This is a genomic window from Massilia sp. UYP34 (genome assembly GCF_056279385.1).
The window spans coordinates 12,205-35,491 of the sequence record NZ_JBWBRF010000015.1; the positions used below are offsets into that span (position 1 = coordinate 12,205).

Below are 23,287 nucleotides of genomic sequence, written 5' to 3' on the forward strand. Positions count from 1 at the left end.
AGCGAAAGGGGATTTGTATTGAAGGCAACGCAAGCAGTTCCGATGGAGCATGGACGGCAGGTCGACCTGTCATCCTGTGCTGACGAGCCTATCCATATTCCCGGCTCGATCCAGCCACACGGTGCGCTGCTGTTCTTCCAGGGCGATGGTCAGCTCGAAGGCTGGAGCGGGAACGTCCCGGCCTTGCTTGGCGTCACCCCCCAGTTTGGCGCTTCGTACGCCGCGCTGGCGCTGCCGCAGGCGGCGGTGGAAGCGATCGCCGAGTGCATCGCCGCCCGCGACGATGAAGACGCCGCGCCGCTGGCCGCTGGCCTGGCCATCGGCGACGCCGAATTCGACTGCGTCGTGCACGCGCAGCACGGGCGCATCCTCGCCGAATTCGAGCTGCGCGAGACCTCGAGCGAGGAAGTGTCGCGCTTCGCCATCAAGGCGCATGGCCTGATCGACCGCCTGCGCCGCCAGAAGACCATCGATGCCCTGCTCGCGTCGGCCGTCCAGCAGGTGCGCGAATTCACCGGTTTCGACCGCGTGATGGCCTACCGCTTCCGCGTCGACGACAGCGGCGACGTGGTGGCCGAGAGCCGGCGCGACGACCTGGTGCCGTATCTCGGCCAACGCTATCCGGCCGGCGACATCCCGGCCCAGGCGCGCCGCCTGTACACGCTCAACACGCTGCGCGTGATCGCCGACATGGACTACAACGCGGTGCCGCTGTACGGCGCGCCGGACGCCGCGCCGCTCGACATGAGCTTCGCGGTGTTGCGCAGCGTGTCGCCGGTGCACATCGAGTACCTCAAGAACATGCGCGTGCGCGCCTCGATGAGCGTGTCGATCGTGATCAACGGCCGCCTGTGGGGCCTGATCGCCTGCCACCACATGTCGCCCAAGCTGGTGCCCTACGCGGTGCGCATGGCGGCCGACGTGCTGGCCCAGGTGATGGCCTCGACCATCCACAGCATCGAGGCGCGCGAGGACGCGACCCTGGCCGAGCAGTCGGCCCGGGTGCGCACGGCCCTGATCGAATCGCTGCTGCTCGACGACGATCCGCTCGACGCCCTTGACCAGCACGCCGGCGCCCTGCTTGCGGCGTCCAGAGCGCAGGCGCTGATCGCCATGCACCACGGCAAGATCGCCACCCATGGCGAGCTGCCTGAGGACCTGGCCCGCGCCATCGTCGATTCGCTGCCCGCGAACGAGCACGACCTGGTGGTGCGCGAAATGCGGGCCGACTGGCCCGCGGCGCTGCACGACCGGCTCGGCAAGTGGGTCGGCATGCTGGCCCTGCCCTTCGATCCGCTGGGCCAGGGCTGGTGCGTCATGCTGCGCGTCGAACAGATCGACACCGTGGCCTGGGGCGGCCGCCCCGGCAAGATCGTGGTGCTCGGCCCGCTGGGCGAGCGCCTGACGCCGCGCGGCTCGTTCGACGCCTGGCGCGAGACCGTGCGCGGCTGCGCCCATCCATGGGAAGCGAACGTGCTGGCCAATGCGCGCCTGACCCTGGCCGAACTGGTGCGCGCGGTGAACGCGCACCGCTCGCAGACCGAGGCCACGCGCGCCCAGCTGCTGGCCATGCTCGGCCACGACCTGCGCGACCCGCTCCATTCGATCAATATGGCCGGCATGGTGCTCGAACGCACCGGCGGCGCCGCCGACGCCGGTCAGCCCACGCTCGGCAAGCGCATCCAGTCGTCGACCAACCGCATGCAGCGCATGATCAGCCAGGTGCTGGACATGAGCCGCATCGACCGCGGCATGGGCCTGGGCGTGACGCTCGAGCCGGTCGACCTCAAGGCCTTGCTGGTCGACCTGATGGACGAGGCGCGCCTGGCCTATCCATCGATCCCGCTCGAGCTGATCTGCGACGACGACGCGACGGTGAACGCCGACGGCGGCCGCCTGGCGCAGGTGCTGTCGAACCTGCTGAGCAATGCGCGCCACCATGGCGAGCCGGGCAAGCCGGTGACCGTGTGCCTGAGGGCGCACGATGGCGAGGCCTCGGTCGCGGTGAGCAACGCGGGCGCGCCGATTCCGCCCGAGACGGTGGCGACGCTGTTCAATCCGTTCAAGCGCGCATCGCTGAGCAATCCGCGCAACCGCACCGGCATGGGCCTGGGGCTGTACATCGCGCAGCAGATCGTACGCGAGCACCACGGCGAGATCGGCTACCGCTACGAGGACGAACAGGTGGTGTTCACCGTGCGCCTGCCGCTGGCCGGCGCTTGACCGGCCGCCGCAGGCTGCGCCCGGACCTGCCCTGCGTGCCGGCTGGACGGACCGTGGCGGCACGGTCGCAGATTTACCTTACGTAAGTCTGCGAGCGCATGGTAGTCTCACAACACTTCCCGCTTCCTGCTGCTGCATGACCCTCATCAAGTTCATCGAAATCATGGCGATCCTGGTCGGGGCGTTTTCCGGCTTCATCGAGGCGCGGCGCAAGCGCATGGACCTGGTCGGGGTGTTCACGGTGGCCTTCATCACCGCTTTCGGGGGCGGCACGCTGCGCGACATCCTGCTCGACAAGCGGCCCCTGTTCTGGGTCACCCACCAGGAGTATGCGATCGCGATCTTCGTGCTGGCGCTGGTGGCCTCGCCCCTGATCCGCACGCTGCGCCAGATCGTCTCGGAACGCCTGATCGTGGTGGCCGACGCGGTGGGACTGGGACTGTTCTCGATCGCGGGAACATCGGCGGCGCTGGCGGCCGAGATGCCGATCTTCATCGCCTCGATGATGGGCGTGATCACCGGGATCTTCGGCGGCGTGCTGCGCGACATCGTCTGCAACGAGGTGCCGATGGTGTTCCGGGACGGCAAACCGTATGCGATCTGCGCCTTTCTCGGCAACTGGCTGTTCCTGTTGATGGGAAAGTACGGCGTGTCGCACGACTTCGCGCTGTGGTCGAGCTGCCTGTTCATCAGCGGACTGAGGCTGCTGACGTGGAAGTTCGATATGCGGATGGGGCGGTGACGAAGTTGCCAGCGGGAACTTACGTAAGTTAAATAAGCTCAATAGCTACCAATACCACAGTGCTACAATCGCTCTCTGCACATTGAGAGGACAGCGTATGCGTGTCGAGTCGAGCAGATCGGTCTCAAGCCTGCAAAACGTCGGAATGAAGATGAGCACTGGCGCACGCTCGAGAATGCTTACGCATGAAAGGATCGTGCTGAGATATTACAACGACATGGGGAAGAATAAAGGCAACTGCACTTGGGGCGCCGGCATTCTCGCTCATAAAGGCGTGTGCACTCAGGATGAGCTGGAACGAAAAGTGACCCTGAGGGACGTCGACCTGGAATTCGGACGTCGCGTAGCCGAAGCTGAACGGTACGTCATCCGCGCCATCACGGTCCGGTTAAACCAGGACCAGTTCGACGCTCTTGTCAGCCTCACCTACAATGCCGGCATCCGAAATGTGAAAGAGACCTTTGCCTATGTGAATAAAGGGGATTTCGACGGAGCGGCCAGGAATATTAATTTGCTGATCAGAGTCACTATTGTCGACAAAGGAAAACGGAGGCAAGTCATCGCCCCAGGCTTGATCAAGCGCCGCGCCGAAGAGAGCGCCCCGTTCCGCACGAAAGAAGCTTCTGCAACACGCAAATAAGGGCTCAACACTGATTATGAGTCACTCATTCACCCAACGTCACCTCCATGGGATCCTGCTCGTCTTCGTGAATCTGCTGACCACGATGCCGGCTTTGGCAAGCGACACTCCCGAACCAGGAAGAGACACCAGCATCATCGGAAAGTGGGAAATAAAATCCGTGCTGGATTATGCAGCGATCTCCGTCGGCGAAGATCAAGCAAGGTCCTTGATCGGCAAGGACCTGATGATCAGTAAGGAAAAGATCGAACTCGGCAGTCGGGTTTGCTCCGAATCGAACTTCCTTGCCGAAAGCGTGGAAACGAATATCGAGCTCCGGGAAAACGCGCGCACAAGCAACGATAGACTGCGCTTGCCCAATCCCGTTACCGTCGTGGAGCTCAGTTGCGCCTACGCCTACATCAGGAACAAGAACAGAATCGTCCTGGCCTGGAACGGTGTCTTCTTCGACGCCGTTCGTAAAAAGCGGCCGGGATCAACTACCCTCCCCCGTCAACACTCCACCGGCACCAGATAGACAAGCGCTACCCTGCACCCGCTTGTCTGTCCGAGGCCGGCCAGCCAGCTTACACCGCGTCCGCGCCGGTCTCGCCGGTACGGATACGGATCACCTGTTCCACGTCCTGCACGAAAATCTTGCCGTCGCCGATCTTGCCGGTGCGCGCGGCCTTGATGATGGCGTCGACCACCTGCTCGGTCATCGGATCGTCCACCACCACCTCGATCTTCACCTTCGGCAAGAAGTCGACCACGTATTCCGCGCCGCGGTACAGCTCGGTGTGGCCCTTCTGGCGCCCGAAGCCCTTCACTTCGGTCACGGTCAGGCCGGTCACGTTCACCTCGGCCAGCGCTTCGCGCACTTCGTCGAGCTTGAACGGCTTGATCACGCAGGTAATCTGTTTCATGGTGTTGGTCCTTTCAAAATACCAGGGTTAATCGGGAATGTTCGCCAGGTCGTCCAGCCACACGGTGGCTTCGGAATCGGACGGCGCGCGCCAGTCGCCGCGCGGCGACAGCGAGCCGCCGTTGCCGACCTTCGGTCCGTTCGGCACGCAGGAACGCTTGAACTGGCTGGTCTTGAAGAAGCGGAACAGGAAGATCGACAGGTTGCGCTTGATGGCGCCGAGGTCGTACTGGTTGCGCGTGCCCAGTTCGTCGGGCCAGCGCCCGAGCGCGCGGTCGTGCCAGGCCGAATAGGCGAGGAAGGCCGTCTTGCTCGGCTTGTAGCCGTAGCGCAGCGTGTAGAACAGGTTGAAGTCCTGCAGCTCGTAGGGGCCGATCCGCTCTTGCGTGCTCTGGGCCGGCTTGTCGTCCTTGTCGCCTCCCGGCACCAGCTCGGGGCTGATCTCGGTATCGAGGATGTCGAGCAGCACCTGCGCCTGGCCGCCGACGACGGCGCCGGTCTCGGCCACCCAGCGCACCAGGTAGGAGATCAGGGTCTTGGGCACGCTGGCGTTGACGTTGTAGTGCGACATGTGGTCGCCCACGCCGTAGGTGCACCAGCCCAGCGCCAGTTCGGACAGGTCACCGGTGCCGATCACGATCCCGTTGTGGAAGTTCGCCAGGCGGAACAGGTGGTTGGTGCGCTCGCCCGCCTGCACGTTCTCGAACGTGATGTCGTACTCGGCCTTGCCTTCCGCGTAGGGGTGGCCCAGGTCCTTGAGCATCTGGATGCAGCTCGGGCGGATGTCGATTTCCTGCGCGCTGCAGCCCACCGCCGCCATCAGGTCGCGCGCCTGCCTGAGCGTGCGCCCGCTGGTGGCGAAGCCGGGCATCGTATAGGCCAGGATGTTGGTGCGCGGCAGGCCGAGTCGGTCCATCGCCTTGGCGCACACCAGCAGCGCATGGGTCGAGTCGAGCCCGCCCGAGACGCCGATCACCACCTTCTGGATGCCGCTCGACGACAGGCGCTGGATCAGGGCCTGGACCTGGATGTTGTAGACCTCGGTGCAGCGCTCGTCGCGCCGCGCGCGGTCGGCCGGCACGTAGGGGAAGCGCTCGACCGTCCGTTGCAGCGGCAGGGTGCGGTCGAGCGGAAGGTCGAGCTCGAGCTTGACAACGCGAAAGTTCGACACCTCGGCGGCATGGCGCCGCGCCGACTGGGCGAAGGTGGTCGCCTTCATGCGTTCGGTCGACAGGCGGTCCAGGTCCACGTCGGCATAAATAATCTGCGAATCGTCGGCGAAGCGCTCGGACTCGGCCAGCAGCTCGCCCTTCTCGTAGATCAGCGACTGGCCGTCCCAGGCCATGTCGGTGGTCGATTCGCCGCGCCCGGCCGAGGTGTACAGATAGGCCGCCATGCAGCGTGCCGACTGCTGGCCGACCAGCTGGTGGCGGTAGCCGCTCTTGCCCACCACGACGTTCGAGGCCGACAGGTTGACCAGCACCGTGGCGCCGGCCAGCGCGGCGAACGAGGATGGCGGCACCGGTACCCAGACGTCCTCGCAGATCTCGACGTGAAAGCGCAGCAGCGGCAGGTTGGCCGCCTCGAACAGCAGGTTCGCGCCGAAGGGAACGAGCTCGCCGAATAGCTCGATCCGGTCCACCGCCGCGCAATCGGCGGGGGTGAACTGCCGGGGTTCGTAAAACTCGCCATAATTAGGCAAGAAACTCTTTGGCACCACGCCCAGCACCTTGCCGTTCGCGATCACCACGCCGCAGTTGAACAGCATGTGGTTGACCCGCAGCGGCATGCCGATCACCATGGCCAGCGGCAGCGCGTTTGACTCTTCGACGATGGCCGCCAGGCCCTCAAGGCAGGCGTCGAGCAGCGCCCGCTGGTGGAACAGGTCGTCGCAGGTATAGGCGGACAGGCCCAGCTCGGGGAAGGCGACCAGCGCCGCGCCCTGCCCCGCGGCCTGGCGCGCGAGCAGGATGGTCTGTTCGACGTTGTACGCCGGGTCGGCGATCCGCACGCGCGGGATGGCCACCGCGACGCGGGCGAAATGGTGCGAATAGAGATTGAAGAATGGGCTGTTCATAAAATGATCTTCGCAGCGAGACAGGTCGAGGCCGCATCGCTGCCTGTCGTCACTCACCTCGTCAATGGAAGCAATTTTGAATTATCGCACGCATATCGTTTCCGATCTGTCCGAAGTAGGCCAGGCCTCCTGGGATGCACTGGTCCGGGCCCAGGCGGCGCCGACGCCGTTTCTCTCCCACGCCTTCCTGCATGCGCTGCATGCGTCGGGCAGCGCCTCGCCCGAGACCGGCTGGCAGCCGCAATTCCTGCTGCTGTATGACGGGCAGGACGTGCTGGCCGCCGCCCTGCCCCTGTACGTCAAGGGCCACTCCTACGGCGAATACGTGTTCGACTGGGCCTGGGCCGACGCCTACGGGCGCAATGGGCTCGACTATTACCCCAAGCTCCTGAGCGCGATCCCGTTCACGCCGGTGGCGGGCGCGCGCCTGATGGCGCGCGACGCCGAGGCGCGTGCAGCGCTGGTCGACGTGCTGTGCGCCACCCAGCAGGCGACCGAGGTGTCGTCGACCCATGTGCTGTTCCCGCCCGAGGACGAAGCGCGGCAACTGGCCGACGCCGGCTTCCTGCTGCGCAGCGGGGTGCAGTTCCATTGGCTCAACCAGGGCTACCGCAGCTTCGACGATTTCCTGGCCACGCTCGAGCAGAAGAAGCGCAAGAACATCCGCGCCGAGCGGCGCAAGGTGGCAGAGGCCGGCGTGACGCTGCGCCGGGTGCGCGGCGTCGACGCCACGCGCGAGGACTGGGTGCTGTTCAACCGCTGCTACCGCAACACCTACCGCGAACACCATTCGACGCCCTACCTCAACCTCGATTTCTTCCTGCGCATCGGCGCTACGATGCCGGAGAATATCCTGCTGGTGATCGCGGAAAAGGAAGGCCGGGCGCTCGCGGCCTCGCTGGTGATCCACGACCAGAACACGCTGTACGGCCGCTACTGGGGCGCGCTCGAGCACGTGCCCTGCCTGCACTTCGAGGCGGCCTATTATCAACCGCTGGAATTCTGCATCGAGCAGGGCATCGCCACCTTCGAGGGCGGCGCCCAGGGCGAGCACAAGATGGCGCGCGGCTTTTTGCCCACCCGCACCTGGTCGGCGCACTGGCTGGCGCACCCGTCGTTCGCGGATGCGGTCGAGCGCTTCCTGGAGCGCGAGGCGGGCGGGATCGACGACTACATGGATGAACTGAACGAGCGCAACCCGTTCCGGGCGCGCAGCTGATGCGGCATCCGGGGCGGCCTTGCGGCGCCGTCCCGGATGCGGGGTGCCGTTACTTCTTCTTGCCGGTGACCCGTTCGAAGTCCGACTTGCGGATCATTCCATGCACGCCCTTGGTGCCGTCGACGACCTGGCTCACCTGGAAGTCCGAGGCGGCGCTCAGGTAGGCATAGGCGGTGGCGCGGTCCATGCCCAGCTTTTCGGTCAGGAAGCGGATCGATTCGCGCACCGCGTCCTTCATCGCTTCGTCCAGGTCCGGATTGAGGCCAATGGTCACCCAGTGGTCCGGCGTCTCGCCCATCGGGCGGGTCAGGCTGCCCGAGCTCGACGGAATGGCGGCGTCGCCCTTCTTGAGCAGGGTGATGCGGAAGGTCGGACGCAGCGAATGCTCGAGCGCGGTCAGCGCGACTTCGCCGTCGCCCTGCACCATGTGCGGGTCGCCCGTATAGAAGTTGGCGCCCTTGACCAGCACCGGGAAGTACACGGTGGTGCCGACGCCGAGGTCGTTGATGTCCATATTGCCGCCATGCAGGCCCGGCGGAACCGAATGGACCTTCTCGGTGGTCGCCTTGGCCACGCCCATCGTGCCCATGAACGGCGCGGTCGGGAACGTCACCTCGGTGCCGTCCTTGGTCTTCATCACGCCTTCCCATTTGCCATCCTTGTCGCGGCGGATCGGGGTGAACACCGAGACGTTGTGATAGTCGCCCGGACTGGCCGCCGAGGCAGTCGCCAGCGGCTTCGGCGTCTCGGGGAATTCGCCCGGAAGCGCGCCCTTGCCGTGGCGGTTCGACACCACGCCGTACGGCACGCGCGGCACCGCCGACAGCAGCTCCACCTTCAGCACGTCGCCCGGTTCGGCGCCCTGGATCTCGACCGGTCCGGTCACGATGTGCGGGCCGTCCTTGTGGAAGTCGTGCGCCAGGTTCGAGCCGGTGATGGCGATCGCGTCCTTGAGCACCATGTTCGCCGCAATACCCTTGCTGCCGAAATACTTGACCGGATCGCGGCCCTGGTCTTCGACCATGCCCTCATGCGACAGCGTGTCGAACACGATCGTGGCGCCTGATGGAATCGACAGCACCGGCTTGGTCGTCGCATTCGGCAGGTAGCCCCACTGGATCGTTTCCAGGGTCGAAGGCACGTAATACACCTCGTGTTTGGTGCCGGGCAGGACGATGCGGCCAGGCTTGTCGGCCAGCGGCTGCAGGGGGAAGCCGCCGGCTTGCGCCTGGGCGGACGCGGATACGGGGGCCAGACAGGCGATGGCCAGTGTGGTTGCGAGGGTGATCGTGCGAAACTTCATGAGAACTCCGAGTAAAACTGTTGAACAGGAATTCTTATACAGCAACATTTGTGCCATAGCGATCCGTCGCGTTTTCGGTGCGGGATGCACCGTCGAAGTGCACTGGATGACGTAGAACGTGCAAAAGCATTCCAAACGGATGCGTAAGTAGGGCAACTAACGCTGGCCGGGTATCGCCCTCGGGTATCGGCTACAGCGGCCACAGCGGCCGCAGCGGCTGCGGGTACGCTGCGTGATGCGTGGGCTGAGAAGGCTCACGGCCAGATTGCCCGATCAGGACGGTACTGTGGCGACGATCGGGACGGAAGGCGGGATTTGTGGGTGCTTGTGGAAGACGACAACCGTGGCGTCGATCCGGAAGTGACCGGCGTCGCACGTGAAGACGGCCGCAGGGGCCTGGTGGGGATGGGGGAAGGCGATGCGCGCGTCGGAGCGGCTGCACATGCGCAGCGTCGCAGCAGTGGCACGCTGGTGAAACCGGGCGTGCTACTACCCCAAAAGCTGCCTAGTTCCAGCCGCCGGCGTTCGAGCGGTACTCGACCCGGTAGGGCTGGGCGAATGCGGCCTGCTTGCGCAGGATGCTGCGGGCGCGGCTGGCGGCGGCGGCGACGAGGGCGTTGACGATCTTTTTCACGTGCGACTCCTTGATTGCACCGCCGATCACGACGGCGCCTATGATGACGACTGCTATGCGACCGTTATATAGGCGACCCGGAAGAACTTCCAATTCTGAGTAGCAATATCAGACATCAGCTTCGTGAATGTTAATCGAGCTCCCTATGTAGCCAGCTATGGACCCCATCGAGGGAACGGAATTCGGACACGGAGCGGCAGGCGATCTGCGGGTGGCGTGCCTGCAACATGCGCGCCAGGGCGGCGCCCGGCCCCAGTTCGAGCGCGACGGTCACGCCGGCCTCGCGACAGGCGTCCATGCAGTCCTGCCACAGGATCGGCTCGGCGATCTGGCGCGGCAGGTCGCGCATGGCCTGTTGCGCATCGCCGACCGGCGCGGCCGAGATGCCGGACAGGACCGGGAAGGACGGGGCCGCCCAGCGCTGGCGTTCCAGCAGCGCCGCGAACGGCGCCACGGCGGCCTGCAGCAGCGGCGTATGCGAGGCCACGGCCACCGGCAGCAAGGTGGCGCGCCCGCCGGCCGCCAGGGCCGCGCGCGCCAGCGCCTCGCCCTGCGCGGCGGGGCCGCCCGCCACCAGCGCATCCTCGCCGGTCACGATCGCGGCGTGAAAGCCGAAGCGGGCCAGCAGTGACGCCACGCTGCCATCGGGCATGCCGGACAGCGCCACCATCGCCTGCGCCGCGCCGCCCTCCAGGCACGCGTCCATCAGCCGCGCGCGCTCGCCGGCCAGCTTCACCGCGGCGCCAGGCTCGAGCGCGCCGGCGACGCCGTAGGCCGACAATTCGCCGATGCTGTAGCCGGCCACCAGCGCCGGCTCCGGCAGCCGGGCGCGCAGGGCGGTCCACGTCGCCAGCGTCGCCGCCACGATGGACGGCTGCGCGACGCGGTTGGCGAACCGTTGTTCGCCGTCCAGCGACGCGCGCAGCAGCGGCGCCAGCTGCGGGTCGGCGAACCAGGCGTCCAGCAGGCCGCTGGCGCCGGGATCCAGGCGCGCCAGGTCGAACATGCCGGCATGCTGGGCGCCCTGCCCGGGGCACAGGATGGCGAGCCGGCCCGCCATGCTAATCGGCCGTCACGGCCTGCAGCAGGCAGGCGGCGCCCAGCAGGTCGGCCGCGCCGCCCGGCGACAGGCGGCTGGCGACGAAGGCCCGGTGACAGGCCAGCGCCCGCGCTTCCCAATCCGGGTGCGCGGTGCCGCCGCGCGCGACGAAGGCGCGCGCCTGGCGCCGCACGGCCAGGGCGCCCTCGATTCCGCCGCGGTGATAGACGTTGGTGTCGCTGATGTGGGCCATCAGGGCAAACAGCGCGTCGATGCGCGCCTCGCGCATGCCGCGACCCGCGGCCAGCGTGCGGCGCAGCGCCGGCAGGCCAACGGCGAACACCGAGGGAAAGCCGCGCGCCCCCTCCTCGCGCGCGCCGCTGGCGGCGTAGTCCAGCCGCGCGCGGGCCCCGTTCGAGGCGGCGCCGCCACCGACGCTGTGCGCGCCAAGTGCATGGCCCCAGCGCCCCAGCAGCATGGCCTGCACCGCCGCCGCCGTCAGCGGCACGCCGCGCGCATGGCAGCGCCCGATCGCCGCGCACAGCATGCCGAGGCAGAAGATGGCGCCGCGATGGGTATTGATGCCGGCGGTGGCGCGCAGCATGCGGGCTTCGGCATCGACGCCGAGCCGCTTGAGCGCGTGGAACGGCGCGTCATCCACGCCGGCCCGGGTGATGTCCAGAAAGTAGCGGCGCAGCGCGAACAGACTGCGCATGAAGGTCGCGGCCGTCATGTCGGCATGGCTCCCGTTGTCGACGAGCGAGACCAGGCCCGGTTTCGGATACAGGACCAGTTCGGCGTACAGGCTGCGCACCGCGAGGTGCGCGAGGCGTCGGGCAAAACCGTGCTGGTCAAGGGCGAGCCCGCCGGCGCCAGCCGGCAAGCGCGGCGCCGGCGTCTCGTGCAAGGCAATCAATTCGGGCACGTCTCTTCCTCCAGCGTCGCGATCAGTTCTTCGGGCGGCACCAGCGCGATCCGGTGCAGTCCCTTGGTCAGCACGCGCGTGCCCGGGGCGCCGGCAAAGGCCGCGCGCAGCTCCTTCCACGCCACCGCGCGCCCGTCGGGAAACACCACTTCGCCGTCGAGCGGCAGGATGCCCGCGTGCCAGGCCAGCAAATCCAGCCCCTTCATCAGCTGGCGCCGGCTGGTGGGCTGCAGCAGCACGTCGATGTCGGAATGCGGCGTCAGGTAGTACTGGCCGGTCAGCGCCGCCAGCGCCACCGAGCCATACACCGCCAGGCCCACGCCGGCGTCCGCGGCCTGGCTTTCGAGCAGGGCCAGGCTGTCGCGCCACTGCCCCGGCACCGCGTCCAGGGCCGCGACCAGCGGCAAGGCGCGCGTGCGGCGGCCAATCTCGGACAGCTCGACCCGGCAGCCGAACTTCAGCTTGCCGCCCTCCTCCGGCCGCGGCGGCAGCGGAAAGCCGATCGCCACTTCGTTCGGCGCCATCCCGGCCTCGGCCCGCCGCACCACGGCCGGCCAGCCGCCGTCGCGCCAGCGGTCGAGCGCGGCCAGCGCCTCCCCGGGCGCGCCGGCGCGCACGCGCTGCCAGCCGCGACCCGTCAACCACACCAGATCATGCCGCGCGAACATGGCCGCCTGTCCTCACGGCCTCGGCGACCGGCTGCGCCAGCAGGCGCCCGCCGCGCTCGCGGCCCAGCGCCATGCGCCGGTCTTCGTCGGAGGCATCGTGCAGCGCGCGCACCAGCTGGTTGGCGAGATCGCCTTCCCAGATGCCGTGCAGGCCGCCCATGCGCAGATAGTTTTCGGGCCCCGGCGCGAACACCGGATTGTCCCGGGCCAGCTCGGTCAAGCGTTCTTCGGGCACCTTGGTGATGCGCGCCATCGCCGGCAGGCCCATCACGCGGATGGTCGACTGCGGCAGTGCATAGCAGGCGCTCGCGATCAGGCCGCTGGTGATGAAACCGCCCGACAGCGCCTGGTCGTACACCAGGCCGATCACGACATGGCCCTGGCGGCGCGCCAGGTCGACGCACTTGCCCAGGTGGGCCATGTAGCTGTTGATGCCCAACATCTCGTCGCGGTGGCGCAGGCGCTGGCCCTGGGTGTCGACCAGGATCAGGATCGGTCGTCCCGGATGCGCCTGCACGGTCTCCAGGATGGCCTGCGCCTGGGCCAGCGCGATCTCGATGCCGATCGGCGTGTGACCGGTGGTGCCGATCACGGCGACCGCCTGGCCGTCCACCTGCGCCGTGCCCGATAAAAAATGGTCGCGTTCGACGATGTCGTGACCGCCGGGGAAAAGCTCGGTTGTAAGCAGTTGCCAATCCATCGTCAATCTCCCGTCGTGACGCGATAGCGCGCCGCCATGTCGAGGAAGGCGTCGGCTTCCAGCAGCGGCACCCTGCCCGGCTCCGGCACGCCCAGTTTCTTCCACACGTCCATCGGCTCGGCCAGGCCCGCGCTGTCGTCCAGGCGCCGCGCCAGCATGGCCTGCTCGGCCAGCAGGCCCTCGAGCGTCAGGCGCACTTCGCCGGCGCGCAGACCCGCAATGGCATCGATGGCCGCCCTGCGGAAGGCGCCCGATTCATCCGCCACCAGCGCCTGGCAATCGCCCAGCAGGTAGCGGTGCTTGCCGCCCGTGGTGCGCCAGACCAGCGCGCGGTCGCGCGAATCGAATTCCTCGACCCCGTTGGCGGTTTCGATCACCTCGGGGCCGGACATGGCCAGCCGCCCCTCCTCGGACATGATGACGGTGTTGGCGCAGCGCGCCGCGATGCCCATGCCGCCGAAGCAGCCGTTGGCCCCGCCCACGACCGCCACCACCGGGATGCCGGCGGCGCGCACGTCCAGCATGGCGCGCATCACCTCGGACACCGCGATCAGGCCGGCGTTGGCCTCGTGCAGGCGCACCCCGCCCGACTCGAGCAGCAGCAGCACCGCGTGCGCGTTCTCGTCGATCGCGCGCCGCAGCATGCCCACCAGCTTGGCGCCGTGCACCTCGCCCACCGCGCCGCCCATGAAGCCGCCCTCTTGCGCGGCGCCGAACACCATGTTGCCGTCGAGCTTGCCGCGGCCGACGACCACGCCGTCGTCGAACGACACCGGCGCGTCGAGCTGGGCCAGGTGCGGGCTCGCCACCCGTTCGCCCGGCGGCAGGAATTCCTCGAAGCTGCCGGCGTCGAAGATGGCCGGAATGCGCTGGCGCGCGGTCAATTCCAGGTAGCTGCTCATGGCACGTCCTTTGGCAATGGGCCGGCCAGGGACTCCACCGCCTGGTCCAGCCGCAGGCTGACCACGGCCGGCGTGGCCCCCATGTCGTTGATGCTGATGCGCGCGTCGGCCAGGCTCCAGCGATCGTGGAAATCGGCCATCACGGCCTGCCAGGTGGCGCCGAAGCCGACCGCCGCGGTGCGCACTTCGATCTCGCACGCGCCCTGCAAGGGCGACGGCTCGATCAGGACTTCGAGATTGCCCGAGCCGACCACGCCCACCAGCTGCGGCATGCCGGCCAGCGAACGCCTGCCCTGCTCGAAACGGTATTTCAACGTTTCCATGGTTGTTTCCTCACCAGTTCCTGAAGCGCTTCGGTGGATCGTACAGGCCGCCGGAAGCGCGCACCAGGGCCTTCATGTTCTTGGCGGCCAGCAGGTCGCGGGTCGCCATGCGCTTGTCGATGCCCAGGTCTTCGGGGCGCTGGACGATGCCGCGGTCGCGCAGGTTCTCGACCATGCGCTTGTCGCGCCCCATGCCGACCGGCGTGTAGCCGGCCACGCCGCGGATCGCCTGCTCGCGTTCTTCCTCGGTGCGGCACAGCAGCAGGTTGGCGATGCCCTCTTCGGTCAGGATGTGGGTCACGTCGTCGCCGTAGATCATCACCGGCGGGATCGCCATGTTCGCCTGCTCGGCCAGCTGCCAGGCGTCGAGTTTCTCGACAAAAGCCGGCGCCATGTGCTCGCGGAAGGTCTCGACCATCTGCACCACCAGCTTCTGCCCGCGCGGGATCACGTTGCGGCCCGCGCGCGCCTGCTCGCCCGCCTTGAGCCAGGCCTTGCTCGGATGACGCCGGCCGCGCGCGTCCGCCCCCATGTTCGGCGCGCCGCCGAAACCGGCGATCCGGCCCAGGGTCGCGGTCGAGGAATTGCCCTGCAAGTCGATCTGCAGGGTCGAGCCGATGAACATGTCGCAGGCGTAGTGGCCGGCCGCCTGGCAGAACGCGCGGTTGCTGCGCATCGCGCCGTCCGGCCCGACGAAGAACACGTCGGGCCGTGCGCTGATGTATTTTTCCATGCCCAGCTCGGAGCCGAAGGAATGGACCGACTCCACGAAGCCGGCCTCGATCGCCGGGATCAGGGCCGGGTGCGGATTCAGGGCCCAGTGGCGCGCGATCTTTCCCTTCAGGCCGAGACCCGCCGCATAGGTCGGCAGCAGCAATTCGATGGCGGCAGTGTCGAAGCCGATGCCGTGGTTCAGGCGTTCGATCTCGTACTCGGCATAGATGCCCTTGATCGCCATCATCGCCATCAACACCTGGATCTCCGAGATCAGGGCCGGATCGCGCGTGAACAGGGGCTCGATGTAGTACGGGGTGGGCGACTGCACCACGTAGCCGACCCAGTCGCCCGGGATGTCGACGCGCGGCAGCTTGTCGACGATCCGGTTGACCTGGGCGATCACGATGCCGCTCTTGAACGCGGTGGCCTCGGCGATGGCCGGCGTGTCCTCGGTGTTCGGGCCGGTGTACAGGTTGCCCTCGCGGTCGGCCATCTCGGCCGCCACCAGCGCCACGCGCGGCGTCAGGTCGATGAAGTAGCGCGCGAACAGCTCCAGGTAGGTGTGGATCGCGCCGATATCGAGCTTGCCGGATTGCGCCAGCTTGGCCAGGCGGCCGGCCTGCGGGCCGGAAAACGAGAAGTCCAGCCTGGAGGCGATTCCCCGCTCGAACACGTCCAGGTGCTCCGGCAGCGACAGCACCGACAGCAGCATGTGCAGGTCATGCACCCGGCCGGTGTCGACTTTCGTCAGCGCCTTGCCCAGGAAATCGGCCTGCTTCTGGTTGTTCCCCTCCAGGCAGACCCGGTCGCCCGGCTCCAGCACGGCATTGAGCAGGTCGACGATGTGCGTGGCCTGGACGATCTTGCCGTCCAGCGCCCCGCCGAGCGCCGCCTGGACCCGTGCCAGGCGATCGCCGCGGTTGCGTTGCTGGGTGGTCCAGCGAAGATCAGCCTGTGATTCGCTTTGGTTCATGTGATTTCCCGTCGTTGCAAAAGTTGGGTGCCTGTCACAACACCACGAACAGCACCCACAGCGCGACCGGCGCCACCAGGGTGACGATGCCGCCATAGATCATCAGCTGCCGCAAGAAGACGTCGCGGTCGATGTGCTGGGCGCTGGCCAGCACCAGGGCGCCATTGGTCGAGAACGGGCTGACGTCGACGATGGTCGAGGCGACCGCCATGGCGGCGATGAAGCCGATCGGGTCCACGCCCGTGCCCGAGGCCAGGAACGGCACGGCCAGCGGAATCAGCGAGCCGAGCACCGCGGTCGAGGAAGCGAAGGCCGAGACGACCGCGCCGACGAACAGCAGCAGCAGGGCCACGGTGAGCGGCGACGCCAGGCTGGCGGCACTGTCGCCGACCCAGGTGATGGTGCCCATCTTCTGCATCACGCCGACGTAGGTGGAGACGCCGACGATCAGCATGATCTCGGGCCACGACACCTGGCCGATGGCGCGCTTTTGCACCTGCGGCGACAGGATCGAGATCAAGAGGCCGATGGTGATGGCCACGAAGCCGATGTCGAGCTTGTACAGCAGGGTCAGCACCGCCAGTGCGACCAGGCCGACCACGGTGAACATCTGGTGGAAGGTCGGGCCCTCGTGCAGGTCGGTGGCGGCATGGCCGGCGGCGCCGGCAACGCTCCCCGCTGCGGCGCCACCCACCGCGCCGACGGCGGCGCCCGAGCGTTCCTTGGTCAGGCGCTCCTCGCTGGACGATTCGTTCTCGGCGTCGCCATAGATCTGCGGGCCCTGGGCCGCCACCGCCACCGGCGGACCGAATGGCGAGACCGGGAGCCCCTTGCCCGAGCGCTCGGCCTTCGGCACCTGCTGACGCATCAGCTTGGCGCCGCCGAAGGCGAAGAACAGCAGTACCGACACCGCCAGGTTGACGCCCAGGCTGGTGAAGGCGGTGGTCAGCGGCGAGATCGGCAGCCCCGCTTCCATCACCACCTTGTTGGTGATGCCGCCGTAGATGCTGATCGGCGAGAAGCCGCCGCCCTGGGCGCCGTGGATCACCAGGAGGCCCATCATGAGGGGATTGATCTTGTACTTGGCCGCGAAGCCCAGTGCGATCGGCGCGATGATCGCCACCGCCGCCGGGCTGACCGCGCCCACCGAGGTGAGCAAGGCGGTGATCGCGAACATGACCCAGGGGATGGCCGCGATGCGCCCGCCGACGGCGCGCACCGCGAGCCGCACCAGCCAGTCGATGGTGCCGTTGTTCTGGGCCTGGGCGAACAGGAAGGTGATGCCGACCAGGGTCAGGAACAGTTCGGCCGGGTAGCCCGACATGATGGCTTTGGTTTCCATGCCGGCGACCAGGGTGCCGACGAGGAAGGCGCCGACGAAGGCGATGACGCCCATATTGATCGGCATGGCGGTGGCGACGATGAACATCAGCGCCAGGACGCAGATTGCAATGACATGAGAGGACACAACAAGGCTCCTTCAAGATGCGGCGCCGGCTCCAACCGGTGTGGCCGCGGGTGGTACGTCTCCAATGCATGATCCCGCGCCGCGGCCGCCCTTGCTGCGGGCGGCGGGCCGGGCATGCTCGTCGTTATGCTCTTGGTCAGGCTCTTGGTGAGCTGTTTGTGCTGCCAAGTTAACCGCGATCGGCGACGAGATCAATTACGCCCGGTTGGCAACGTTTACTGTCAGCGAAACTGTCGGCCTGGAAGGCGGCCGGAATGCTGCGCTGCGAAATCAGGCGGAACGGTGCTTGAGCATGCGGCACACGGCAGCCAGCGCCAGCAGATTGGGGTCGCGTTCGCGCACCCGCAGAAAGCTCAGGCCGATGATCTGGCGCATGCGGTGGTCGGCTTTCAGGGGGATCAGCTGCACCTTGTCGCCGAACGCATCGCGCACCCGGCCCGGCAGCAAGGTGTAGCCGATGCCGGCCGCCACCAGGTTCATCAGCGAGAAAATGTCGCCCACGCGGGTGACGATGGTCGGCGCATAGCCGGCGATGCGGAAGGCTTCCTGGAAACCCGCGAACGTCACGAAGCCATCCTTCAGGCACACGAACTTCTCGGACGCGCATGCGCGCAGGTCGACTTCCTTCATGCCGGCATAGGGCGAGCCGGCCGGCGCGGCGAAGAACACGTCGTCCTCGAACAGCGGGATCGATTCGATCTCGGGGTCGGGGTCGAGCATTCCCATCAGCGCCGCGTCGATTGCGTTCTGCTTCAGCTTATGCAGCAGCTCGGCGTTCGAGCCCAGCACCAGCTCGGTCTCGATTTCCTGCTTGCGCAGCTTGATGCCGATGATGACCTCGGGGATGGCGCCCGTCGTCAATGAGTACAGCGAGCCGATCCTGAGATGGTCGGCCGAATAGCCGGCCGCCGAGCGCGTGGCGGCGATCCCGTCCGCCATCAGCTTGATCACTTCGCGGCTGACCTCGGCCAGCACCTGGGCCGCCTCGTTCGGGATCAGGTTGCGCCCCTGCAGGCTGAACAGCTGGCAGCTCATGCCTTCCTCGAGCGAATGCAACGCCCGGTGCACGCTCACCGCACTGATGTCGAGCATGCGCGCGGCGGCGTTGAGGTTGCCGCCCTCCATATAGGCCAGCAGGATCTCGAGTTTGCGGAAGGTGATGTCGTCGCTGATCTGGCTGCGCATGGGGGCTTCGCGGAGTAAGAGGTGAGAAGTGAAAGGTGAAAAGTGAAAAGTGAAAGGTGAGCAGCGAGAAGACTGCGAGGATAGCGCGCTCTTCAATCCGGCGCCAATGCAGGCTGCATGCCGTCCTGGACGAACAGGCTTGGCGAGCTGTCGGCATACTCGCGCAGCACATCCCACACCACTTTCACGCGGCGCAGGCGATACAGGTCGGTTGGCGCGGCCAGCCAGAACGAGCGCTCGGCCGAAAAGCCCGGCAGCACCGGCACCAGCCGGCCATCGTCCGGCACCGCATAGGGCGGCGCCATCATCAGGCCCATGCCGAGCGACGCCGCCTCGATCTGCGCCGTCATGCCCGAGCAGCACATGCGCCGGCGCGGCGTGAAACCCAGTTCGTTCAGGTACGACAGTTCGCGGCTGGCCAGGCGATCCTGCACGTAGTCGACGAAGTCGTGGCGCGCCAGGTCGGCCTGGGTGCGGATCGGCGGATGGCGCGCCAGGTAGGCGGGCGACGCATACAGGTAGAAGCGGAACGAAGCCAGGCGCGTGACCACGTAGCGGCCGGTGGTGGGCGGATCGAGCATCACGCCGAGATCGGCCTCGCGATTGGCCAGGTTGGCAAAGCGCGGCAGCGCCAGGAGGTCGATCTGCAGGTCGGGATGCTGGTCCAGCAGGCTGACCAGCAGCGGCGCCACGACCTTCACGCCGAACACTTCCGGCACCCCGAGCCGCACCACGCCGTGGGCCGCGACTTCGGCGCCGCCGATCTGCTCGGCCGCCGCCAGCGCCGCCCCTTCCATTGCCTCGGCGTGCGGCAGCAGGGCCAGGCCGACCTCGGTCAGCTCGTAGCCTTCGCGCGAGCGGTCGAACAGGGTCGCGCCGAGCTGGGTCTCGAGCCGGTCGATGCGGCGCGCGACCGTCGTGTGCTCGACGTCGAGGCGGCGCGACGCGCCCGACAGGGTGCCGGCGCGCGCCAATTCGAGAAAGAACCGCAGGTCCGTCCACTCCGGAAGCGTATTCATCAGATCGCTTGTCAGATATCAAGATGACACATTGTGCACTCGTGCACATTCGCTCTGCAAGCAATTTACCGACGATGTCTGCAGTGGCGCAGAAATGGTGCAATGCGGCATCTGTCCCTAGGAAAGCTCACCCCGGAGTCCGGCAAGCGGGCTGTGCATTCATGCACAACGGGGTGGGCGATTGTTGACTATTCAACCAAACCCGACCTTGGCACACTGCTTGGCATGCGCTCGATCGCACGCATGCTCGATTGCATGCCATATCAAAAATGAGGAGACTAGAATGCGTCTGACCAGGAAGAAGATGAAGCTGCTGAACCAGTCCGCCGCCGCCCTGCTGGTGCTGTCCGGCGGATCGGTGGGGATGGCCCAGGCCCAGGATGCCGGTGGCGCCTCCGCGGCTTCGACCGAGGAAAACGTCTCGAAAGTGGTCGTCACCGCGCGCCGGCGCGAAGAGACCCTGCAGGACGTCCCGGTCTCGGTCACCGCGTTCAGCGCCGACCAGTTGTCCAAGCAGGCCGTGCCCGACGTGACCGCCCTGGCGCTGGCGCTGCCGAACACCACGCTCAAGGCGTCGCGCGCCACCAACACCACGCTGACCGCCTTCATCCGCGGCGTCGGCCAGGCCGACCCGCTGGCCGGCTTCGAGTCCGGCGTCGGCATCTATATCGACGACATCTACCTGGCCCGTCCGCAGGCCGCGGTGGCCGACATCTACGATGTCGAGCGCATCGAGGTGCTGCGCGGCCCGCAGGGCACGCTGTACGGCCGCAACACGATCGGCGGCGCCGTCAAGTACGTCACCCGCAAGCTCGGGCCGAAGCGCGACGTGCGCGTGCGCGCCACCGTCGGCGAGTACGGCCAGAAAGAAGCCGTGGTCACCGCCAGCACGCCACTGACCGACACCGCCCGCGTGGGGGCCACCTTTGCCCGCTTCAAGCGCGACGGCTTCGGCGACAACCTGTTTACCGGCAAGGGCAACTACGACAAGGACGTCACGGCCGGCCGCGTCTCGGCCGAGTTCACGCCCAACCAGGACCTGTTCATCCGCCTGGCCGGCGACTTCACGCAAGACGACTCCAATCCCAAGAACGGCCATCGCCTGATTGTCGGCCGCACCAGCGGGGCGCCGATCCTGCCGGACGTGTTCGACACGCGCGCCAACCTCACGAAGGCGCTGGGCCACGACCAGGAAGTGCGCGCCTACGGCGGCTCGGCCACCATCGAATACATGGTGAACAGCGAATGGAGCTTCAAGTCGATCACGGCCGCACGCCGCGACAAGTCGTATGCGCCGATCGACTTCGACGCCCTGCCGGTGGTCGACATGGAAGTGCCGGCGCTGTATACCAACCGCCAGTTCAGCCAGGAGCTGCAGGTCACCTACAACGGCCCGCGCCTGCAGGGCGTGGCCGGCGTCTACTATATGGACGCCAATGCCTTCAACAAGTTCGACACCATCCTGGCCGGCGTCGTGCCGACCTCCACCTACACGATGGGCGACATCGACACGAAGGCCTGGGCCGCCTACTTCGACGGCAGCTACAACCTCACCGACACCCTGAGCCTGTCGCTGGGCGGGCGCTACACGGTCGACAAGCGTGAAGCCGACGTGCTGCGCCAGATCTACTTCGGCCTGGCAGGCACGCCCGACATGGGCAACCCGGGCGCGATCCTGTTCCGCACCGACACCGACCTGCGGGGCGGCCTGCTCGAACGCGAAGACAAGAAATTCACCCCGCGCGTGGCCGTCAACTGGAAAATGAACCCAAGCCACAACGTCTACGCCTCGTATTCCGAAGGCTTCAAGGGCGGCGGCTTCGATCCGCGCCTGAACGTGGTGGGCACCCGCATCCCGCTCGACGTCGCCCGCGCCGGCTATGCGCCCGAGACCATCGAAACCTATGAACTGGGCCTCAAGTCGGCCTTCAACGGCGGGCGCATCACCACCAACGCCGCCCTGTTCTACAGCGACTACCAGGACGTGCAGATTCCGGGCTCGATCGCGGTCGACACCAACGGCGACGGCCGCGACGACAGCTTCGCCGGCGTCACCACCAATGCCGGCAAGGCCGAGATCAAGGGCGCCGAGCTGGAAGCGATCGCCAACATCACGCCCAACTTCATGATCGCCGGCATGGTCAGCTACATCGACGCCAAGTACAAGGAATACATCGTTGCGGGCGTGAACGTGGCCGACCAGCGCATCTTCCAGAACACGCCGAAGAACTCGGCCAACCTGCGCGCCAACTACGATATCGCGCTGCCGCTCATGGGCCACAACGGCCGCGTCTCGCTGATCGGCAGCGTGTCGTACAAGGGCGCCACCGCCCAGTTCGAGACGCCGTCGATCCTCGACCAGGAGTCGTACAAGATCTGGGACGCGAGCATCGTCTGGACCCGTCTTGACGGCAAGGTGCGCGCCGGCCTGCACGGCAAGAACCTGGGCGACGAGCACTACAAGACCGCGGGCTACCTGTTCCCGACCCTGGGCAACGAAGGCACGCTCACCGCCTTCTACGGCAACCCGCGCACGGTGTCGGCAACGCTGGAGCTGCGCTTCTAAGAGCAAACGCGCTGCAGCGACCGAAGCCACACGAAAGGCCCGCTGCAGCAAACAAGGGCACACGAAAGGCCCGCTGCAGCAAACGAAGTCACACGTCATCCCCGCGAAGGCGGGGACCTCAGTTCTTCACCGAAGTTAAAACATCAAGCAGACCGAACGCTAAACAGGACCCCGCGTGCACCACTCCAGCTCCAGCGCCATCACCTACACCAGCAGCGACGGCCTCGCCCTGTATGCACGCGACTACCACGGCGCCGGCGGCCCGGCCCGCCTGCCCGTGATCTGCATCCACGGCCTGACCCGCAACTCGCTCGACTTCGACGAACTGGCCCCGCAAGTGGCCAGCCTCGGACGGCGCGTGCTGGCGGTCGACGTGCGCGGCCGCGGCCACTCGGCGCGCGACCCGAACCCGGCCAACTACACGCCGTCGGTCTACGCCGCCGACGTGGTGGCCCTGATGCATGCGCTGGGCATTGCGCGCGCCGTCTTCATCGGCACCTCGATGGGCGGCCTGATCACCATGACCCTGGCCGCCCAGCGCCTCGACCTGGTGGCCGGCGCGGTGCTGAACGACATCGGCCCGGTGCTGTCTGCGCGCGGGCTCGAGCGCATCGCCGGCTACGTCGGCAAGCCGGCCACCTTCGCCGACTGGGACGAGGCGACCTGCTACGTCCGCGACATCAACGCCTGCGCCTTCCCCGCCAACCAGGATACGGAGTGGAACAAGTGGGCCCAGCGCGCCTTCGAGCGACGCGACGACGGGCTGTTGTGCGCCCGCTACGATCCCGGTATCGCCCACAGCCTGCAAAACGGTAGACTGCCTCCAACCTCGCTGGCCCTGCGCATGGCCTTCCGGCGCCTGACGCGGCATCGCCCCACCCTGATGATCCGCGGCGAATTGTCCGACCTGGTCGAGCTTGAACAGGCGGCCTGGATGCGCAAGGCGGCCCCCAGCCTGGCCTACGCCGAAGTGCCGAACGTCGGCCATGCGCCGATGCTCACCGAACCGGAAGCCTTCGAGGCGATCAGCGCTTTCCTGACGCGGGTCCCTTAAATAACA

21 protein-coding genes are annotated in these 23,287 nt (G+C 67.0%); 7 read left to right on the forward strand and 14 right to left on the reverse strand.

What is annotated here, in order from left to right; genetic code table 11:
• The first annotated feature begins 42 nt into the window (after nucleotides 1-42).
• From ACZ9AQ_RS18820 to ACZ9AQ_RS18835, 4 genes are all read left to right on the forward strand, one after another.
• Nucleotides 43-2,223 carry an ATP-binding protein gene (locus ACZ9AQ_RS18820; RefSeq protein ID WP_429206201.1) on the forward strand — a complete coding sequence of 727 codons (2,181 nt, stop codon included), beginning with the start codon at nucleotides 43-45 and terminating at the stop codon, nucleotides 2,221-2,223.
• A 136-nt stretch (nucleotides 2,224-2,359) separates the two neighbouring features.
• The gene (locus tag ACZ9AQ_RS18825; RefSeq protein ID WP_005669569.1) at nucleotides 2,360-2,965 is read left to right on the forward strand and encodes a trimeric intracellular cation channel family protein; all 606 of its coding nucleotides are present in this window, start codon (nucleotides 2,360-2,362) and stop codon (nucleotides 2,963-2,965) included.
• A gap of 151 nt (nucleotides 2,966-3,116) precedes the next feature.
• Complete coding sequence (locus tag ACZ9AQ_RS18830) at nucleotides 3,117-3,605, forward strand: lysozyme (protein ID WP_429206204.1); 489 nt, start codon at nucleotides 3,117-3,119, stop codon at nucleotides 3,603-3,605.
• A 67-nt stretch (nucleotides 3,606-3,672) separates the two neighbouring features.
• Nucleotides 3,673-4,122, forward strand: coding sequence for a hypothetical protein (locus ACZ9AQ_RS18835; RefSeq protein ID WP_429206206.1), 450 nt, complete (start codon nucleotides 3,673-3,675; stop codon nucleotides 4,120-4,122).
• A 49-nt stretch (nucleotides 4,123-4,171) separates the two neighbouring features.
• On the opposite strand, the gene ACZ9AQ_RS18840 is transcribed toward ACZ9AQ_RS18835, so the two are convergent.
• Both ACZ9AQ_RS18840 and ACZ9AQ_RS18845 read right to left on the reverse strand, forming a co-directional pair.
• Nucleotides 4,172-4,510 carry a P-II family nitrogen regulator gene (locus tag ACZ9AQ_RS18840; protein WP_429206207.1) on the reverse strand — a complete coding sequence of 113 codons (339 nt, stop codon included), beginning with the start codon at nucleotides 4,508-4,510 and terminating at the stop codon, nucleotides 4,172-4,174.
• Between the two features lie 27 nt (nucleotides 4,511-4,537).
• Nucleotides 4,538-6,586 carry an NAD(+) synthase gene (locus ACZ9AQ_RS18845; RefSeq protein WP_429206208.1) on the reverse strand — a complete coding sequence of 683 codons (2,049 nt, stop codon included), beginning with the start codon at nucleotides 6,584-6,586 and terminating at the stop codon, nucleotides 4,538-4,540.
• Between the two features lie 64 nt (nucleotides 6,587-6,650).
• On the opposite strand from ACZ9AQ_RS18845, the gene ACZ9AQ_RS18850 reads away from it, so the two are divergent.
• Nucleotides 6,651-7,805, forward strand: a complete 1,155-nt coding sequence (locus tag ACZ9AQ_RS18850; RefSeq protein WP_429206210.1) for a GNAT family N-acetyltransferase — start codon at nucleotides 6,651-6,653, stop codon at nucleotides 7,803-7,805.
• Nucleotides 7,806-7,854: 49 nt separating this feature from the next.
• Here the strand turns inward: ACZ9AQ_RS18850 and ACZ9AQ_RS18855 are convergent, their stop codons facing one another.
• The 12 genes from ACZ9AQ_RS18855 to ACZ9AQ_RS18910 all read right to left on the reverse strand — a co-directional run bounded on the left by ACZ9AQ_RS18855 (nucleotide 7,855) and on the right by ACZ9AQ_RS18910 (nucleotide 19,661).
• Complete coding sequence (locus tag ACZ9AQ_RS18855) at nucleotides 7,855-9,108, reverse strand: acetamidase/formamidase family protein (RefSeq protein WP_429206212.1); 1,254 nt, start codon at nucleotides 9,106-9,108, stop codon at nucleotides 7,855-7,857.
• 505 nt (nucleotides 9,109-9,613) lie between these two features.
• Entirely contained in the window at nucleotides 9,614-9,742 is a 129-nt protein-coding gene (locus ACZ9AQ_RS18860; protein ID WP_429206213.1) for a hypothetical protein, read from the reverse strand.
• 130 nt (nucleotides 9,743-9,872) lie between these two features.
• Entirely contained in the window at nucleotides 9,873-10,802 is a 930-nt protein-coding gene (locus ACZ9AQ_RS18865) for an ACP S-malonyltransferase (protein ID WP_429206215.1), read from the reverse strand.
• 1 nt (nucleotide 10,803) lies between these two features.
• On the reverse strand, nucleotides 10,804-11,706 hold the full coding sequence (mdcB, locus tag ACZ9AQ_RS18870) for a triphosphoribosyl-dephospho-CoA synthase MdcB (RefSeq protein WP_429206216.1): 903 nt from the start codon (nucleotides 11,704-11,706) through the stop codon (nucleotides 10,804-10,806).
• Nucleotides 11,694-12,374: a malonate decarboxylase holo-[acyl-carrier-protein] synthase gene (gene mdcG / locus ACZ9AQ_RS18875; RefSeq protein WP_429206217.1), complete on the reverse strand. Its 681-nt coding sequence runs from the start codon at nucleotides 12,372-12,374 to the stop codon at nucleotides 11,694-11,696. The genes mdcB and mdcG overlap by 13 nt, the downstream gene beginning before the upstream one ends.
• Nucleotides 12,358-13,074 (reverse strand): biotin-independent malonate decarboxylase subunit gamma, encoded by a 717-nt coding sequence (mdcE, locus tag ACZ9AQ_RS18880; protein WP_429206218.1) that lies wholly within the window; start codon nucleotides 13,072-13,074, stop codon nucleotides 12,358-12,360. Before mdcE ends, mdcG begins: the two co-directional genes overlap by 17 nt.
• A 2-nt stretch (nucleotides 13,075-13,076) precedes the next feature.
• Nucleotides 13,077-13,976 carry a biotin-independent malonate decarboxylase subunit beta gene (locus ACZ9AQ_RS18885; protein WP_429206220.1) on the reverse strand — a complete coding sequence of 300 codons (900 nt, stop codon included), beginning with the start codon at nucleotides 13,974-13,976 and terminating at the stop codon, nucleotides 13,077-13,079.
• Nucleotides 13,973-14,299, reverse strand: a complete 327-nt coding sequence (gene mdcC / locus ACZ9AQ_RS18890) for a malonate decarboxylase acyl carrier protein (protein ID WP_429206222.1) — start codon at nucleotides 14,297-14,299, stop codon at nucleotides 13,973-13,975. The genes ACZ9AQ_RS18885 and mdcC overlap by 4 nt, the downstream gene beginning before the upstream one ends.
• Before the next feature lie 10 nt (nucleotides 14,300-14,309).
• Nucleotides 14,310-15,989, reverse strand: coding sequence for a malonate decarboxylase subunit alpha (mdcA, locus tag ACZ9AQ_RS18895; RefSeq protein ID WP_429206224.1), 1,680 nt, complete (start codon nucleotides 15,987-15,989; stop codon nucleotides 14,310-14,312).
• Nucleotides 15,990-16,023: 34 nt separating this feature from the next.
• Nucleotides 16,024-17,457, reverse strand: coding sequence for an SLC13 family permease (locus ACZ9AQ_RS18900; RefSeq protein ID WP_429206226.1), 1,434 nt, complete (start codon nucleotides 17,455-17,457; stop codon nucleotides 16,024-16,026).
• A gap of 270 nt (nucleotides 17,458-17,727) precedes the next feature.
• Nucleotides 17,728-18,642 (reverse strand): LysR family transcriptional regulator, encoded by a 915-nt coding sequence (locus ACZ9AQ_RS18905; protein WP_429206228.1) that lies wholly within the window; start codon nucleotides 18,640-18,642, stop codon nucleotides 17,728-17,730.
• 92 nt (nucleotides 18,643-18,734) lie between these two features.
• Nucleotides 18,735-19,661 carry a LysR family transcriptional regulator gene (locus tag ACZ9AQ_RS18910; protein WP_429206230.1) on the reverse strand — a complete coding sequence of 309 codons (927 nt, stop codon included), beginning with the start codon at nucleotides 19,659-19,661 and terminating at the stop codon, nucleotides 18,735-18,737.
• A 283-nt stretch (nucleotides 19,662-19,944) separates the two neighbouring features.
• On the opposite strand from ACZ9AQ_RS18910, the gene ACZ9AQ_RS18915 reads away from it, so the two are divergent.
• Together ACZ9AQ_RS18915 and ACZ9AQ_RS18920 are read left to right on the forward strand one after the other, a co-directional pair.
• Nucleotides 19,945-22,227, forward strand: coding sequence for a TonB-dependent receptor (locus tag ACZ9AQ_RS18915; protein WP_429206232.1), 2,283 nt, complete (start codon nucleotides 19,945-19,947; stop codon nucleotides 22,225-22,227).
• Nucleotides 22,228-22,402: 175 nt separating this feature from the next.
• Nucleotides 22,403-23,281, forward strand: coding sequence for an alpha/beta fold hydrolase (locus tag ACZ9AQ_RS18920; RefSeq protein WP_429206234.1), 879 nt, complete (start codon nucleotides 22,403-22,405; stop codon nucleotides 23,279-23,281).
• Nucleotides 23,282-23,287 lie beyond the last annotated feature (6 nt).

Bases quoted from the DNA above. Each gene is read 5' to 3' on its own strand.
- mdcA (WP_429206224.1), bottom strand. From the start codon at position 15,989: ATGAACCAAAGCGAATCACAGGCTGATCTTCGCTGGACCACCCAGCAA.
- mdcC (WP_429206222.1), bottom strand. From the start codon at position 14,299: ATGGAAACGTTGAAATACCGTTTCGAGCAGGGCAGGCGTTCGCTGGCC.
- ACZ9AQ_RS18840 (WP_429206207.1), bottom strand. From the start codon at position 4,510: ATGAAACAGATTACCTGCGTGATCAAGCCGTTCAAGCTCGACGAAGTG.
- ACZ9AQ_RS18855 (WP_429206212.1), bottom strand. From the start codon at position 9,108: ATGAAGTTTCGCACGATCACCCTCGCAACCACACTGGCCATCGCCTGT.
- ACZ9AQ_RS18910 (WP_429206230.1), bottom strand. From the start codon at position 19,661: ATGAATACGCTTCCGGAGTGGACGGACCTGCGGTTCTTTCTCGAATTG.
- mdcG (WP_429206217.1), bottom strand. From the start codon at position 12,374: ATGTTCGCGCGGCATGATCTGGTGTGGTTGACGGGTCGCGGCTGGCAG.
- ACZ9AQ_RS18850 (WP_429206210.1), top strand. From the start codon at position 6,651: ATGGAAGCAATTTTGAATTATCGCACGCATATCGTTTCCGATCTGTCC.
- ACZ9AQ_RS18905 (WP_429206228.1), bottom strand. From the start codon at position 18,642: ATGCGCAGCCAGATCAGCGACGACATCACCTTCCGCAAACTCGAGATC.
- ACZ9AQ_RS18915 (WP_429206232.1), top strand. From the start codon at position 19,945: ATGCGTCTGACCAGGAAGAAGATGAAGCTGCTGAACCAGTCCGCCGCC.
- ACZ9AQ_RS18865 (WP_429206215.1), bottom strand. From the start codon at position 10,802: ATGGCGGGCCGGCTCGCCATCCTGTGCCCCGGGCAGGGCGCCCAGCAT.
- ACZ9AQ_RS18845 (WP_429206208.1), bottom strand. From the start codon at position 6,586: ATGAACAGCCCATTCTTCAATCTCTATTCGCACCATTTCGCCCGCGTC.
- mdcE (WP_429206218.1), bottom strand. From the start codon at position 13,074: ATGGATTGGCAACTGCTTACAACCGAGCTTTTCCCCGGCGGTCACGAC.
- ACZ9AQ_RS18885 (WP_429206220.1), bottom strand. From the start codon at position 13,976: ATGAGCAGCTACCTGGAATTGACCGCGCGCCAGCGCATTCCGGCCATC.
- ACZ9AQ_RS18820 (WP_429206201.1), top strand. From the start codon at position 43: ATGGAGCATGGACGGCAGGTCGACCTGTCATCCTGTGCTGACGAGCCT.
- ACZ9AQ_RS18825 (WP_005669569.1), top strand. From the start codon at position 2,360: ATGACCCTCATCAAGTTCATCGAAATCATGGCGATCCTGGTCGGGGCG.
- ACZ9AQ_RS18830 (WP_429206204.1), top strand. From the start codon at position 3,117: ATGAGCACTGGCGCACGCTCGAGAATGCTTACGCATGAAAGGATCGTG.